Source organism: Flavobacterium flevense (assembly GCF_900142775.1).
Classification (GTDB): Bacteria; Bacteroidota; Bacteroidia; order Flavobacteriales; family Flavobacteriaceae; genus Flavobacterium; species Flavobacterium flevense.
In genome coordinates, this window is record NZ_FRCC01000015.1 from 1 (window position 1) to 17355 (window position 17355).

The 17355-nt window shown below is 31.9% G+C and carries 8 protein-coding genes; 3 read left to right on the plus strand and 5 right to left on the minus strand.

Annotation, left to right across the window (positions count from 1 at the left end):
• Positions 1-514: 514 nt before the first annotated feature.
• The 5 genes from BUB89_RS16680 to BUB89_RS16700 all read right to left on the minus strand — a co-directional run bounded on the left by BUB89_RS16680 (position 515) and on the right by BUB89_RS16700 (position 9231).
• On the minus strand, positions 515-2071 hold the full coding sequence (locus tag BUB89_RS16680; RefSeq protein WP_073247169.1) for a sulfatase family protein: 1557 nt from the start codon (positions 2069-2071) through the stop codon (positions 515-517).
• Positions 2072-2404: 333 nt separating this feature from the next.
• Positions 2405-4549, minus strand: a complete 2145-nt coding sequence (locus tag BUB89_RS16685; RefSeq protein WP_083552932.1) for a Sip1-related alpha-galactosidase — start codon at positions 4547-4549, stop codon at positions 2405-2407.
• 236 nt (positions 4550-4785) lie between these two features.
• Entirely contained in the window at positions 4786-6303 is a 1518-nt protein-coding gene (locus BUB89_RS16690) for a sulfatase-like hydrolase/transferase (protein ID WP_073247173.1), read from the minus strand.
• Between the two features lie 88 nt (positions 6304-6391).
• Positions 6392-8041, minus strand: coding sequence for an arylsulfatase (locus BUB89_RS16695; RefSeq protein ID WP_073247175.1), 1650 nt, complete (start codon positions 8039-8041; stop codon positions 6392-6394).
• Positions 8042-8109: 68 nt separating this feature from the next.
• Positions 8110-9231, minus strand: a complete 1122-nt coding sequence (locus BUB89_RS16700; RefSeq protein WP_073247177.1) for a family 43 glycosylhydrolase — start codon at positions 9229-9231, stop codon at positions 8110-8112.
• A gap of 452 nt (positions 9232-9683) precedes the next feature.
• On the opposite strand from BUB89_RS16700, the gene BUB89_RS16705 reads away from it, so the two are divergent.
• From BUB89_RS16705 to BUB89_RS16715, 3 genes are all read left to right on the plus strand, one after another.
• Positions 9684-13724 carry a hybrid sensor histidine kinase/response regulator transcription factor gene (locus BUB89_RS16705; RefSeq protein ID WP_083552935.1) on the plus strand — a complete coding sequence of 1347 codons (4041 nt, stop codon included), beginning with the start codon at positions 9684-9686 and terminating at the stop codon, positions 13722-13724.
• A 631-nt stretch (positions 13725-14355) separates the two neighbouring features.
• Complete coding sequence (locus BUB89_RS16710) at positions 14356-15966, plus strand: arylsulfatase (protein WP_073247217.1); 1611 nt, start codon at positions 14356-14358, stop codon at positions 15964-15966.
• 11 nt (positions 15967-15977) lie between these two features.
• On the plus strand, positions 15978-17348 hold the full coding sequence (locus BUB89_RS16715) for a sulfatase-like hydrolase/transferase (protein WP_083552960.1): 1371 nt from the start codon (positions 15978-15980) through the stop codon (positions 17346-17348).
• The last annotated feature ends 7 nt before the right edge of the window (positions 17349-17355 follow it).

Consider the following 17355-nt stretch of genomic DNA (forward strand, 5'->3'; position numbering starts at 1 on the left):
TTCTCAAAGCTTTTTATCTCAGTTAAAATATCATTTAAAGAGCTTTTCATTGTATGTTCGTTTTTAATCTCTAAAAAAGACATAGCTTGCAAAAACAAAATAAACTTTCTCATCAAATTCACATCCTGATAATCGAATCCAAAATGAGAGACTAAAAGCTAGGCCTTTAAAAGATTATAAGTTTATATTAATATGACAGAATTATATTTTTAAAACAACTAAATTAATTTTAATTTCCGCAAATAACATGTTGTAAATTCTGACATATTAAACTTAACATAATTTCACATAGAATATTGCAATACCTATGTAAAAAAATAGCTAAATTACTATTAACTCATAAACAAAATTATAAATTGACAAAATCATGTGCCATTTTTTTTGAATACTACTTTTAAATTTACTATAATTATTTTATTAATCAATAAGGATGATAGTCATTTCTATTTATTATTAAGGGACATAAAACAACAAAAGCAGCACTTTAAGTACTGCTTTTAGTAAAAAAAGAATTTTACTTAAGTTCTAATTTTTCAATCTTATTATAATCTTTTCCCCTGAGATTAATAAATATTTTTATACATTCCTCCAGTTTTTTTTTATTTTCTTTAGCTAAATTATGATTTTGCCCAATATCATTCTTTAAATTATACAATTGATATTCAGACGAGCTACCTAATTCAATATTAACTTCTGGGTTGTAACTAGGACCTTTATATGGCGGAATCATTAACCAATCTCCATGTCTCAATGCAGTACGGCTTGTCGCTTCAAGAATTAAATTATTTCTTCCTTTGTTACTGTTCCCCAAAAACACATTTAAAAAATCCTGACTATCAGTAGTAACAGCTTTTCTACCAACTAATTTCGCAATTGAAGCTAATAAATCAATCTGACAAACTAAAGCTTCTGAAACAGCTGGTTTAATGGTGCCTTTCCAATAAGTCATAAAAGGAACTCTTGTACCTGCTTCGAAGATACTATATTTTCCTCCTCGTAGTTTTCCTGTTGGCTTATGGTTTCCTAATTTTTCAACAGCATCATCATAGTATCCATCATTTAGAACTGGTCCATTATCACTTGAAAATATTATAAGCGTGTTTTCTAAAACTCCTTCCTGTTTTAATGTTTTCATAAATTCACCAATACACCAATCAGCCTCTAAAATAGCATCTCCCCTAGGTCCCATTCCTGATTTACCAACAAAGCGAGGGTTTGGAGTACGAGGCACATGAGGCTGATTCAATGCGTAATACAAGAAAAAAGGATTTTTTTTATGATTTTTTACATAGTTTTGAGCATGTACTAAAAAATTATCAGCCATATCAGTATCAAACCAATAAGCAGAAGCTCCACCTTTCATAAATCCAATACGCGGAATACCATTGACGATGGTACCATTATGACCATGATGCCATTTCATTGTTGTCAATTCTGGATTCTCTAACCCTGTAGGTTGTCCATCAAAATTCTTTTCATAATCAACAAAAATAGGGTCTTCTGAATTTAAACCTTCTACTAAACCATTTTTAATATAAACAGTTGGAACACGATCTTGAGTTGCGGCCAAAATATAAGACTCATCAAAACCTACTTCGTTTGGACCAGGAGTTACGTTTTTATTCCAATCTACAATACCAGTTCCTAACCCCAAATGCCATTTCCCTACAATGCCCGTTTGGTATCCTTCTTTTTTAAGCAACTTAGGTAATGTTTGTTGGTTCTCTCCAATAATTAATGGAGCTGAACCAGGTAAAATTTTTGCTTCTTTATTACGCCAAGGATATACACCTGTAAGCATACCGTATCTACTTGGAGTACAGGTTGCAGAAGTTGCATATGCATTAGTAAATTTTATTCCTTCATTAGCGATAACATCAATGTTAGGTGTTTTTAAAGTTGTGGCTCCATAAGCACTTAAATCTCCATAACCTAAATCGTCTAAATATATAATAACGATATTAGGCTTGTCAGTCTGACTTGATTTTTGCTGACCAAATGATGTACAAGAAGATAATATAATAGTTAATACTAATAATTTATCAATGACTATTCTAATTTGTTTTTTCATGAAATTTATTTGTAATTTTTATTTTACTTATTTTACATAGACTTAACGATTGATGGCTTTACAATATCATCGTTTTTAATTTTCAACAGATAAATCCTCTATTTCATATGAAATATAGCAAGTTATTAAACTCTTTTATTAACAATTTCTCTTTAATGAACTCAATGAAGCAAAAAGGTAGCGACTGAAATAAGAATAATTTCATTTTGACTACTACTTATTTTTAAACTGTATTTGTTATTTTGTTCCAAATAGCTCTCATTAAAATTTCTATATTTTATTTATTGTTTCATAGCTCTATATCATAAGATTTTTTTTAGTCAAAAACAGTTTTTATTTTTTCTTAAGAATGGTAATTACTGTATTCACTTTATTTTTTGGAACATTACATAACCACAATCCATTACCTTTATTTACAAATTGCAATCCTTCTGACTTTGGTAATCCTGATTTTAAATAAATAGCCACTTCTCCTTCTTCTTTTACTTTAAATGAAATTTCAGCTTCAGTAAATTTAGGCTCTATAATGGTTGCTGGAGAAAGATATTTACCTGTATTACCAATAATAGCCCAACCATGTTCAATTGGCAATAAATGAAAAAGTTTATCCTCTAGTCCCGTTAATTCAACATCTACATCATCCTTTAAATCATACACGATCTTACTGTAATATTCAAAAGCAATTAATCCCCCTTTAGGCAGTTTCCATTCGCCAGGATAAGGCTGCATCATAGCAGAGGCATTAACATAATCCTTTTTCGAGATTTTACCTTTAAGTGTTGTTGGTGCGTCTCCATCGTAAATGTTATAACATACAATACTAGCTGCTCCATTTGTTAAAGGTGCAATAACTCTATACATGTTTTTTTCATAAATAGGGTCAACAAAAAATGATTCTGGTAGTGGCAATGCAGGTGCAATAGGACGAATTATCTCCCCATCTTTATAACAAAGCGGTGTGATTACATCTTTAACAAATTCTTTAGGAGCATCTGAAATATAAACAGGTGCACCTGCTACAGCTTTAGATACCGCCATCATACGGTTACACAAGGTATCATTCGAATGGAACATATCGTGGTCTCCCCATACTATATTACCCATCCAAAGTTTATTATTATAGCATTGATAGGTTTGTATTCTAGCCGCACTTGGTTTGCCTGAACGGTAATCTTGACTGGCTCTGGTAACCAAACTTTGACTTGAATTAAAGGCCCAAGTTATGTCATTTGCAAAACAGTTCATTAAGCCCCAATTATTGTCTTTACAAATAGCCTCTAGTGCTTTGGTTGTTTGTGTATGGGCGTAAACCGCATTTTCACTTCCTTTATAGCTTAAAAATTGAGGTCCTTGAAAATCAATTTTCACAAAATCAAACCCCGCCTCTTTGGTATAGCCAAATAACCCTTCAAAGAAAGCATACTGCGATTTAAAATCGGCTTTCGCCATATAATTACCGCTAGGCATCTTTTCAAAATTTTTGTTCATTTCTGCACCCATTGTATTATTTGGATCAATACCCTTATACAAGCCTGCTTGGTGTTGCCAAATTCCCATCCATTTTATACCGTCTTCTTTTTTGTATTTCATTAAAGGTGACAATCCATTAGGAAACTTCTTTTTGTCAACTTCAAAACTATGTAAACCCACACTAAATCGGTCTTTTCTAGTACCTTGATAGGATTGCGGTCCTTCATCAACCAATACCCAACGAATAGGCAATCCTGATGCATAAATATTTTCCATCGCTTCTGTCATCAATTTTTCATTGATCATATCTCTATACTCTTCCCAACTGCACCAACCCAAATATTTCCAATATTCAGGATATACTTTTTCAGATCTAAGTTTAGCAGTAATACCTTTCAAATCACTCTTAATTACATTATTCCAAACTTTTTGGGAAGCCTCGTAAATATTATTCCCAATAGCATAAGCCAAAATCGGAACTTGACCGTCAACTTTTGCTGTGCCAAATGTGGCTACATGAAGTTGAGGAAGAGATCCTTTCTTATAATCGAAATATCCCATAGATTTTTCACCAACTAAAGGAAGTACAGCGAGGTATCTACCATCTTTTAATTTGAATACCGAAAATGTCCCAGTAGAGGTTGGTTTTCCACCATAGGTACCTGCTGTCTTCTTAACAACAGGATCGCTAATTAACCCAAACTGGTTATCTAAAATCCACATATAGCCACGATTACTGGGTACAACACCGGTAATTTCTCTCCCGTCGGATCCGTAATAAACTGCCTTCTCAAAATCAGGCAATTTAATGGAATAAGATTTCAGAATTCCTTTATCATTAGGAGTTCCCGAAAAATTTTCTATTTTTAAAATCTCAAAATCTTTGGGATGCACTAAATCAATACTATTTGATTTTTCTAATTCTGAATTCGATTTAGTACTGGTTACGCTTTGTCCCATTGCTATACTAACTGCGTAAAGTGACAGGAGCAATAATAATTTTTTCATAAGTTTTATAATATTTAATTTACTTTAAAAGTGTTTTTAGCCAAAATGGCTGTAAGTTCATTTTATTTAACCATTATTTGTAGCTAAGTGTAGGTTTTCATAACTTTTGCAGAAAATTAATAACCCTTGAATTCAGTAGTGCATAAAAAATTATAGTTCGTTATTATTTTAACTTATTATCAATTCTTCTTATTTCATTACAACTCCTAGACTTATTAATAAATACTGTTTGTTTATTAATTGATCATACCTACACTTAGAATCCCTTTTTCTAATTTAAGTTTCATTTCATTTATAATTGACTTGTATTTTACATTGGCTATTAAGTTGTTTTTTTCCGAAGCATCATCATTAAGATTATAAAACTCAATTGGTTCATACGTATCGTTTTTTTGATTGTAGAACAAAATAAGTTTATAACCTTCTTTTGTTCTCATTCCTATATTACGTATTCCTTCTTCTTCGTTGGCATACTCATCTACTTTATGTTTTACGGTTACATTATAATTTCTTGCAGTTGTTTCTTTTCCTAACAAAACAGGCAAAAAGCTCTTACTATCTTTTGTTTTATTTGGTGTTACATTGAGTAAAGCTGCAAATGTGGCATAAAAATCAACTTGACTTACTAGGGCATCATTTATGGATGCTTTTTTAATTTTGTTAGGCCACTTTACAATCAATGGCATACGGGTACCACCTTCCCAGGCTGTGCCCTTATATCCCTTATAAATACCAGAAGCACCATCGTTTACGGCTCCTGGTTTTCCTCCTCCATTATCACTAGTAAAAATAACAATGGTATTATCAGAAATTTTTAAACGATCAAGTTGTTCCAAGATCTGACCTGTGATTACATCATTTTCATAAACCATTTTTTGGCGTACCCTATCAGCTGGCTGTCCTAAGCTATTAAAAGTTCCCTTATCAACTGGGTGTCCATTAACATCTCTATTAGGCAGATGCGGAGTATGAGGAGCAATTAGAGGCAAGTAAATAAAAAATGGTTTCTTTTGTTGAACTGCTTTTTCCATATAATCAAGAGCCTTGTCGACTATAGCATCGCCAAGTACATGTTTATTAAGTTCTTTTAATGGTTCGCCACTTTTATAGGAGATAATTTCCCATCTTTTATGACCTTCCCAAGCTGCTGATCCTTTATAGTCCACCTCTTTGTTTAACTTGACAATTGTGTTATTTTCAATGAAAAAATCGGCACCACTTACACCCTTTGGTAGCCAGAAGCTATAATCAAAACCATACTGATTTACCCCTAGCGGTATAGGTTGACTTAAGTCTACATTTTTTGTGCTGGTAGTAGCTTTACCTTTTATATCTGTATATAGATAATCTAAATGCCATTTCCCAAACATCGCAGTTTGATACCCCTTTTTCTTTAGCATTTGTCCAATGGTTTCAACATTAGAAGGTATAATTCTTTCGTTGATAGATGAAGTGGTGCCGGAAATTACTTTTCTGATGGGGTAAAGTCCAGTCATTATTGAATAACGACTAGGCTGACAAACAGCCCCTGTTGAATAAGCACTTGTAAACAACATACCTTCTTCTGACAGCTTTTTAATATTGGGAGTTTTTAACTTTACCGCTGGATCAACAGAAAACATAGTGTTGTATGGTTCATAATCTCCTATTCCGGCATCATCAGCTACTATTAAAATGATATTTGGACTACTTACTTCTTGGCTAAAACCTTTTAACGAGGTTATTAGCAATAAAATCAAAAATGTCTTTTTCATTATCCTTTACAATATTTTTTTATTCTTATTTGATACTAATTTAAGTAAACGAAACAATCAGGATATTAACTATCATGATAATAATCGATTAAAATTTCTCTTTACTCCCTTCAATCAATTCCTTTCTGTCAATTGCCCCCACTCTCTTAAACCATTGCTCATATTCTTTTATCATCTCATTAACTTTTTGAGGATTCTGAGCAGAAAGATCGTTTAGTTCCCAACGATCATCAGCAATATTATAAAGTTCCCATTCTTTTTTTCTTGGTGCTTTTGTCCATCCCCAAGATTTAAAGAAACGGTGATCGTCAACATAACGCGATACTAATTTCCAATCTCCTTCTCTTATTGCTCTATTTCCTTCATGCTCCCAAAACAAAGTTCGTTTTTTAACGTCTTGCCCTTTTGCCAAAGGCAATAAACTTATTCCTTCAAGGCTATTCAATTTAGCTGTTGCAACTCCTGCAGCATCTAAACATGTGGGAACAATATCTATTAAATGACCTGAAATATTTTTTTCGATACTTCCTTTCATTTTTTTATTCATTTGTGCCGGCCAATTAATAATAAAAGGAGTTGAAATCCCACCTTCATGAACAAAATGTTTATACATTCTAAAAGGAGTATTACTCAAATTCGCCCAAGGAAGGCCATAAGCAATATAGGATTCAGCTGTACCCGGAAGGTTTTCATCGTTTTTACCAATTGACTCTGCACATGCTCCATTATCTTGTAAATACATTATTATCGTGTTTTCATACTCACCAATCGCTTTAAGATGGGCAATAATCCTCCCTAAATTCTGATCCATATTGTCAATTTGAGCAGCATATACAGCCATTTGCCTGTCCCAATCTGCTTGATCGTGTTTATCAGATGTTACTGCATTATACCCCTTAAACTTATCTCCCGCTGGATAATCTGCCCATTTGGGTACTTCAGCATCAATTAATTTTTTATCAGAAATTGCCTTAACTAAACCAATAGAATCTATTTTACGGATACGCTCTTTCTTTAAAACTTCCCAACCTTTTAAAAATTTTCCTTGGTATTTTGCAATATCCTCCTCTTTGGCATGGAGTGGCCAGTGTGAGGCATTAAAAGCGAGATACATAAAAAACGGCTTGTCTTTGGTTTTACTATAATCCAGATATTCAATGGCTTTATCTCCTTGAATATCTGTTAGAAAATTACTTTTACTTTTATCAATGGTTTTACTAACACCATCTTCGTAGGCTTTTGTTACATTCCAATAATCAACAGTTCCTTCAGTAGTCCAAGAGCGCTCAAACCCCTTATCTTTGGGCATAGTTTTATTTTTTATATTACCTACATGCCATTTTCCAACATGAAGCGTAGTATAGCCTTGATCTTTCATCAAATCTCCTAAAGTTGCTACCTCGTTTTTGATATGACCTTGGTATTCTTCCGTCGCTCCTAACTTTCCAGTCATATAACCTACTCCAGCTTGTTGAGCATACAAGCCTGTCAATAAAGAAGCTCTTGTTGGGCAACAACGCGCACCATTATAAAACTGGCTAAATCGCATCCCCTCAGTTGCTAAAGCATCTAAATTTGGTGTTTTTGCCTCTCCCCCATAACACCCTATATCAGAAAATCCCATATCATCGGCTAGGACGACAATAATATTTGGTTTTTTTTGGGCAGCACTATCAGTTGCAATGAAAAAAATCATTAATGGAATCAAAAAACAAATGCTTTTTCTTAAATTAATCATGTTTACTTTTTTATTAATGTTTGTCTAAATTTTATCTTATCTATGAAACTCCTATCTTAAATAACTTATTATTTTTTATAAAAATCTTCATTTCGTTCTAAATCAGGTTTTAATTTACCATTTTCCCATTTTACAGCTACCAAACCAAATCTGCAGGTTGTATCATATTTTTTACCCATTTCTCCTTTTGGATTGAAAAAAGTGGTACTCCACCATTCGCCATTTTTATCTTTAAAAATATTATTGTGTCCTCCTTCAATGATAGCAGGATATCGCTCTGAATAGGGCCCATAGATAGTATCAGCAGTTGCGATTACGACATCATAACTATGCAAGGAATCATTCTTAACATCATCAGACCTTATGTAAGTATAATTCCCATCAGCTTGTTTTACAGACCAAACGGTTTGAAGTAAATGGTATTTATTGTCTTTCTTTTCAATATAAACTCCTTCAATATAGGGATCTGGATGATATGGGGTTTCGATCAATTTTCGCCAGGGTTCTGCTAGGTCTGACATATCAGCTTTCATTTTGGCAATAAAATGATTATGCCCAACAGCATATACTTCGCCATTATCATCTTCGAACAAACTCAAATCTATATTTTTAAAAATTGGCCCTTTTTCATTTCCTTCAATATTAATATAGGGTCCTTCAGCTTTGCCCGAAGTGCTTTTCAAAATAAACGATCCTGCACCACCATTTTGACAAGTAGTAATAAACCAATTTTTTTGGCTTTTTACATAATGCAATTCAGGTGCCCAAACGGCTCTATACATAAATTCTAAAGGATCACCGTTTACTGATGTTGCTCCTGCTTTGACTGGTTTGCCTTTCTTTTGCCAAGTAGCATCTTTTTCGTATGACCATATAAGTCCCATTGATTTCCATTTTTTTAAATCTTTTGATCGCCACATATACATTCCATCATTATAATCCCAACAATGAATTTGAGTTGTAAATTTTCTGCCTGGCGTAGCAGTTGTAGCTACTAAATAATACCAATTATCGTGCCCTAACATCACATAAGGATCACGAATCCAAGTGTCTAAAATTGGTTTTACAACATTAGGAACAGTAAGACTCCTAACACCAATGGGAGCGATCGGATTGCTATATGTTTGCTTATCCTGAGAGTACACATTTAAACATACTACGCCTAATACAATTAAAATTATTCTCTTCATTAACTATAATTCTATTGATTTATTCATATCATTTTTTTTGACTTACTTTCTCTTTAAAATAAAATATTAAACTTTCAAAAAAACATATCTCTTAAAATACTAACAAGCAATTTTGTTTAAACTCTTCTCTAAGAACTTCAATTTTTTAAAAAACTCTGGGAAAAAAATATTTCCAAAAAAAAAGAGCAACAACATTAAAGACAAACAAACAAAATGTCATTTTTTTTACAATATCTATATTTTTTAAATCATATATTTGCCAAAAAAAACATTAAAAAACATATAATTTATATTATTAACAATTCTTAATATTAATTACAGTATGCAATTCTAATCATAAATAACAACTAACAACTAGATATTTATCCAAAAGAATAGCACAAATGTCAATTTATGTATTCATTACTACTTGTAAAGAATACATATTAGGTCCAAACTAAAAACAAAGTATCATGTTCAAAATATTTTCAATCTTTAAATCAATTATAACACAACAGATTATTATAATAGTGTTATTTATTTCTAGCTGTTGGGGACAAAAAATTGAATTTAAAAAAATAGAAAAACCAATATCTCATAGCACCGTATATGACATTGTTAAACATGATGGTGTACTATGGATTGCGACCAGAGAAGGTTTAAATATGTACAATAGTTTTTCCATAAAAAACTATTATGGTTCATCAAATAAAAATGCATTAAAAAGTAGCGAAATAAATTGTTTGCTATCTACTAAAAATGGGCTCTATATAGGTACTTCACTGGGCTTAAACAAATACAACAAAAACACCGATAATTTTGAGAGTATCAATTTAGGAGACAACAAAAAAGACGCAATTAAAATTCTATACCAATCTAGTAAAGGAAAAGTATTTGTAGGCACTCAAAAAAGTTTATTTGTATTGGATAAATCAGACCATCCAATAAAAATTAAAGACAATGCTTTTATAAAATCAATCTGCGAATACAAAGCCAATATCTATTGGATTGCAAAAGGTAAAAAAGTGATATTGATGAATGATATGGGTGAAACTATAAAAGAATATTCCATAAAATTAATAACTGAAGAAAATATTAATTATCCTGACCTTATTTTATTCAAAGACAGCAAGAAAAATATTTGGCTTGGAACACCAAAAGGTTTATTCTACTTTGACCCCATAAAAGATGATTTTATTAAACTCAACATGGTGTTTAACGGAATGATTGAGTCAAACCGAATCAATAAAATAAGTGAAGATAAGGATAACAACTTATGGTTGGGAACTGGATCTGGCATTACTACCTACAACATTAACAACAAGACAATTAAACATTATGGACAATCCTACAACCCAAGTTTGAATCAATTGTCTGACAAATCAATTAATGCACTCTATTTTGATGATTTAGGAATAATGTGGATAGGAACTTATTTTGGTGGAGTTAATTACACTATCCCTAAAGGCATTGGTTTCTCTAAATTGTTACCCGGTCAAAATACAATAGCAGGAAAAGTAGTAAGTAATATCATTCAAGATTCAAATAAAAAAATTTGGATAGCAACCGAAGATTCTGGAATCACAATATTTGATAGAAAAAACAACACTTTTAGTTATCTAAATAATAATGATGGTCTAAGTAGCAACAACATTCATGCTTTAAAAGAAGATACAAATGGCGATATATGGATTGGTACTTTTCTTGGCGGATTAAATAAATACAATCCCAAAACCAAACAAATTGAAGTTTTTAAAAACGAAATACTTTCAAAAAACTCCTTGTCAAACAACTATGTATATTCGATACTTGAAGACTCAAAAAAGGGACTTTGGATAGGAACACAGGCAGGTCTAAACATATATAATCGTTCAACAAAAAGCTTTTCCTTATTTAAACCTCAAATTCTTGGTGATGAATTTATTTATGACCTCCTAGAAGACAAAAATGGATGCATCTGGATATGCACTAGATTTTCTGGTATCTATAAATATGACAGACCTAACAATAAATTAATTCATTACAGCTTTGACAAAAACAATGAATTTTCTTTTAATAGTAATCAATTTGTAAGTGCTTTTCAAGACTCAAAAAACAATATTTGGTTTGGCTCATTAAATGGTGGTTTACTAGTTTTTGACACTAAAAAACGAACTTTTAAAGCTATAACACAAAAAGATGGACTGCCAAATAATAATATTTATGGTGTAATCGAAGACAACAAAGGTTTTATTTGGATTACTTCCAATAATGGTCTTACCCAATATAATCCTAAAACACATGAATTTTTCAATTTCAATAAAGAAATAGGACTATCCACTAATCAATTTAATTTCAAATCCTTTTTTAAAGACAGGGAGGGCTATTTGTATTTCGGTTCTATATACGGTTTGAATTATTTTCATCCTGACCTTCTCAATTTTAATAATAAGAGCTCTGAAATAAGACTTACAGGATTTAAACTATTCAACAAAGATGTTCCGATAACCAAGGACGGGGTTTTAGAACAAAACATAGACTTGACTAAAAAAATAACACTAAAATACTCCGATAATGTCATTACTTTTGAATTTACCACTTTAGATTTTGAGTCAAATAGTAGTAACAACTACGAATACTTTTTAGAAGGATTTGAACAAGATTGGAACAAAGTAGGCAATAAACATGCTGCAACTTATACCAACCTTTCACCAGGAAAATATATTTTTAAAGTAAGAACCCTTCCTAGTTCAAAAGGAACTAACGAACGCAACATAGTACTTACTATAAATCCTCCTTTCTGGAAAAGTAATTGGGCATATTGCTTTTACTTAATACTAATTATAGCATCTATCTATTTTTACACCCATATTGTTGGCATTATTCACAAACAAAAACTAGCTGTCGAATTAGAACGAATTGAAAAAGAAAAAAATAAGGAGCTTAACAATCATAAACTCAACTTTTTCACCTTTATATCCCACGAGTTCAAAACGCCTTTAACACTAATTATTGCTTCGGTTGAAAGTTATTTTCAAAACAAACATTCTAATAATGAATTACCAGAAGAACTCGTTTCCGTAAAAAAAAGTGCCCGTAAATTACAACATTTAGTACGTCAACTAATGGAGTTTCGCAAAATTGAAACAGATCATGCTGAACTCGAACTAAAAAAAGGAAATATTATTGAGTTTATCAAAAAGAATTTCGAGGCCTTTTATCCACTACTAAAAAGCAAAAAAATTAATTATCACCTTAAGAATGGATATTCAGAATATATCTGTTTTTTTGATGTAGATAAAGTCGAAGCCATAATTAACAACTTAATTTCAAACGCCATAAAAAACACCAAAGAGGGAGGATACATTGAACTTAAAACAAATATAAGTAGTAATCTCGATGAGAAAAACAGAAGTATGCTTACATTATGTGTAAAAGATAGTGGTATAGGTATGACAACAGAGATCATCGAGAAAATACTTGACCCTTTCTTTTATCAAGATAACAATTCGAAGCAAAAAGAAGGTTCTGGAATAGGGCTAACTTTGGTTCACAGTCTTACAAAATTCTTAGAAGGAAGTATCGATATCGATTCAAAAGTTGGGGAAGGAACAACAATTAATATTACAATTCCTTTGTATTTAAAGCACAATTCAGATTCAGGAATAATTGAAACTTATGAAATTTCAGAAATTAAGGATGACTATTCATCAATTGAAATGAACACAAATGAAGCCTTGCAAGATAATGAAAGTGGAATCAATAACGAATTAAGAATATTAATAGTAGAAGACAATGTTGAATTAAATAAATTTTTACAAAGACATTTCTCTCAAAAATTTAAAGTAACAACAGCTAATAACGGAGCTGATGCATTGAATAAAATTGAAAAAAAAATACCCGATATTGTCATCTCTGATGTCAAAATGCCTGTATTAAGTGGACTTACTCTGTGTAAAAAATTAAAATCGGATTTAAAAACTTCACACATCCCTTTTATCCTTCTAACTGGACAAACAGAAGAAACAGATCGATTAGAAGGATTAGGATTGGGAGCAAATGCCTATATAACCAAACCTTTTAATTTAGTCGAATTAGACTTATTAGTTAGAAATTTATTGCGTTCTAGTCAAAACCTTGAAAGTAGATTTTCAAATCAATTTAATAAAACAGAAGATGTAAAAGTCAGTAATAATCAGGAACGAGAATTCATAAAAACAGTAGTAGATATGGTTGAAGAAAATTTCTCTGATCCCAATTTCAACATTGAATTAATGGCTAGTAAAATAGGAGTTAGTCGATCGCTATTGCATTTAAAAATGAAAAAAGCAATGAATACAAATGCTTCCGATTATATCAAAGAAGTCAGATTGAAAGTGGCAGTTAATCTCTTGAAACAGGGATTTTCAATTTCAGAAGTCACCTATAGAGCAGGATACAATGACCCCAATTATTTTAGTAGAGTCTTTAAAAATCAATTTGGTCTATCACCTTCAGCTTATTTACAAAAAGAGAACAACAACAATCAAAAATGATAAAAAGCTCCACATCATCTTAAGATCGATTTATCTAGTAATCTAAAATAGTTGATAAAAATGCTGTGAGGCATTATAAAATATGATGTTTCCGAAAGTTTATTGAAATTCGTTTCAATAAACTTTTTTTATTTATGAAAAACTCAAAAAAGCGTTATCCAAACTGTAAAAGTCTTCAAACTATTAAATGGGAATACAACCAAATAAGTAACAATTTTAATTTAAAGATTATAAAAAATTATTTACATCAAATAATAAGTTCTTTTATGATTCTAATAAAGAATCTGGTTCAGAAATTGGATAATTGAAAAAGACACTACAGAAAGAATATACTCACATTTTTAATCAATAATATCTAATTCTATAAATATTTACAACACAGTATAATTTCACAAAGTCACTATTTAATTACTTTGATAATTATAAACTTATTCTTTACAACAATAAAATTACATGAAGAACTTCTTTTATTATAATATGATATCTATGCGTTTAAAAAATAGACAAAAATGCTATATTTAATTACAATGTTACTTAATATTTAGTAATTAAATCAATAAAATTGTAACTCCTAACACCAAGAGAATCACAATTGAAATACAAGCCAGAAGTAACCTTAACGATTGAAAATATGAAAAAAAAAATAACCTATCTTTTCTTTCTACTTACTTTCAATCTAAATGCTCAAGAGAAACCCAATTTTATTGTCGTAATGGTTGATGATATGGGCTATTCTGACTTAGGCTGCTATGGTAGTGAGATTCATACCCCAAACATTGACAAACTCGCACGCGAAGGTATGGTCATGAACAATTTTTACAATGATTCCAGATGCTGTCCCACTAGAGCTTCTTTATTGACTGGACAGTACCAACACAAAGTTGGATTAAGGCGTAATGGTGCAAGTTTAAATAAATCAGGTGCAACTATTGCCGAAGTTTTACAACAAAATGGCTACCATACAGCAATGGTAGGTAAATGGCATTTATCTGAAGCTAATCCTTTAAAAGACAAAGAAAAGCACTTAAAATGGCTAAACCATCAATATACTCCAGACACTACTTTTGCAGCCATTGACACCTATCCAACTCGTAGGGGGTTTGATAAATTTTATGGTGTAATCTGGGGAGTAGTAAATTGTTACGATCCGTTTTCTTTGGTTGAAGGAGTAAAAGCAGTTCAAAATGTACCCAAAGATTATTATACCACTCATGCCTTCACTGATAAAGCCATCGAATACATAAACAGCTATAAAAAAGATACAAAACCTTTTTTTATGTACTTGGCCTACAATGCTCCACACTGGCCCGTTCAAGCACCAGCGGTAACCATCAAAAAATATGAAAAAACATATATAGATGGCTGGGATGCACTCAAAAAAAGAAGATATGAAAGCCTTTTAGCTAAAAAAATAATTACCAAAGAAGACTACCCCTATACAAAAGAGGAAAAAGAAGCCATAAAATGGAATACATTAACAGCAGAAGAAAAAAAGAGTTTTGCGCAACGTATGGCAACTCATGCAGCCATGATTGATGAAGTTGATCAAGGCATCGGTCGTTTAATAGCACAATTAAAGGAAAACAATCAGTATGACAACACCATCATCTTTTTTATGTCTGATAACGGTGCTTCGCCTGAAATGCTGAATACTCCAGGATATCAACCGGGATATGACAGACCTTCAGCTTTACGTGACGGAACTCCGTTACAATATGATAGTCCCGAAATTGATAAAATTGGCAGCTCAATTTCTTATACAACCGTTGGTAGTGGTTGGGCTAATGCACTCAACAGTCCTTATAGATATTGGAAAAAAGAATCTTATAATGGGGGTGCCAAAACGCCATTTATCATGACTGGGCCTGGAATAAAAAAAGGGATTAACTATTCTCTTGCCCACATAATGGATATTATGCCTACTTGTTTAGAAATTGCAAATGTACCCTACCCTAAGGTGTATAAAGGAAATCAAATTACTGCAACAGACGGTCATAGCCTAGTACCAATCATGAAAGGAAAAACAGTTACTAATTATGATGATTTATTTTTTGAGCATCAAGGCGGAAAAGCATTAATTTCTGGAGATTATAAAATTGTTGCTTTGGCCAAAGAAAAATGGGCATTATATGACCTTTCTAATGATAAAACTGAAACAAAAGATATCTTTTCAGACAATCCAAAAAAAGCAAATGAAATGATTGTAAAATGGAATGAATGGGCAAAAAAAATGGGACTTTAAAAATACACGAAATGATATCTAAACAAAAAATAAGACTATTTACAGCCTGTTTTTTTCAGTTACTGTGTTATCAATTAGCTGCTCAAGAAAAACCAAATATCATCCTAATTCTAACCGATGATATGGGATTTAGTGACATTAGCTGTTATGGCGGAAAATTTGTCGAGACACCAAATATTGACCAACTCGCAGCTGAAGGCAGTAGATATACCCAATATTATAGCGCATCACCAATATGCTCACCTTCAAGAGTAAGTTTACTTACGGGAATGTTTCCTGCAAAATGGAATTTTACTAATTTTTTAAATACTACAAAAGCAAACAAAAACGCACAACAAGCAGATTTCTTAGATCCAAATGCTCCTTCAATAGCTCGTGTATTTCAAAATGCGGGTTATGCCACAGGGCATTTCGGCAAATGGCACATGGGAGGTGGACGTGATGTTACCAATGCTCCTAGTATCAAGAAATATGGTTTTGATGCGTATAATAGTACTTGGGAAAGCCCTGATCCTGATCCATTACTGACTTCATCAAATTGGATATGGGCCAAAACAGATAGTGTAAAACGCTGGGAAAGAACTAAATACTTTGTTGACAAAACTTTAGATTTTTTAAAAGCCAATAAAAACAAACCTTGCTTTATAAATCTATGGCCTGATGATGTTCATACGCCATGGGTACCGAAAACGGAGGGGGAATACAATGGTAAGTTCCCATTAAATCCAAAAGAAGAAGCTACTTTTAAATTGGTCCTCAAAGAATATGACAAACAAATAGGCAGACTCCTAAGCGGAATCAAATCTTTGGGTATCGAAAATAATACAATTATTATTTTTACCAGTGACAATGGCCCTTTACCTAGTTTTAATGGCACAAGAGCAAATGGGTTAAGAGGTTCTAAACTTTCTCTTTATGAAGGTGGAACAAGAATGCCATTCATTATCAAATGGCCTCGTCATATTCCTGCAAAAAAACTTGATACACTTTCTGTTATTAATTCAACCGACCTCTTCCCTTCACTGGCTGAAATGGCTGGTCTTAAATTATCTAAAAATTACAAAAGTGATGGAGAAAATCGCAGTGCTATTTTTTTTGGAAAAACGGCTAAAAGAAAAAAAGACATGTATTGGGAATATGGTCGAGATGTAAAAAACTTTAACTACCCTGACGGCAAAGACAAAAGTCCAAACTTAGCAATTAGATCCGGAGATTGGAAGCTATTACTCAACCACGATGGAAGCGAACCCGAATTATATAACATTCTTAATGACAAAAACGAAACTTTAAATCTTACAGTACAAAAACCAAAACTAACTAAAAAATTAAGTTCAAATCTATTGAAATGGTGGAACAATCTACCAAAATTAGAAAACAATTAAACTTTTT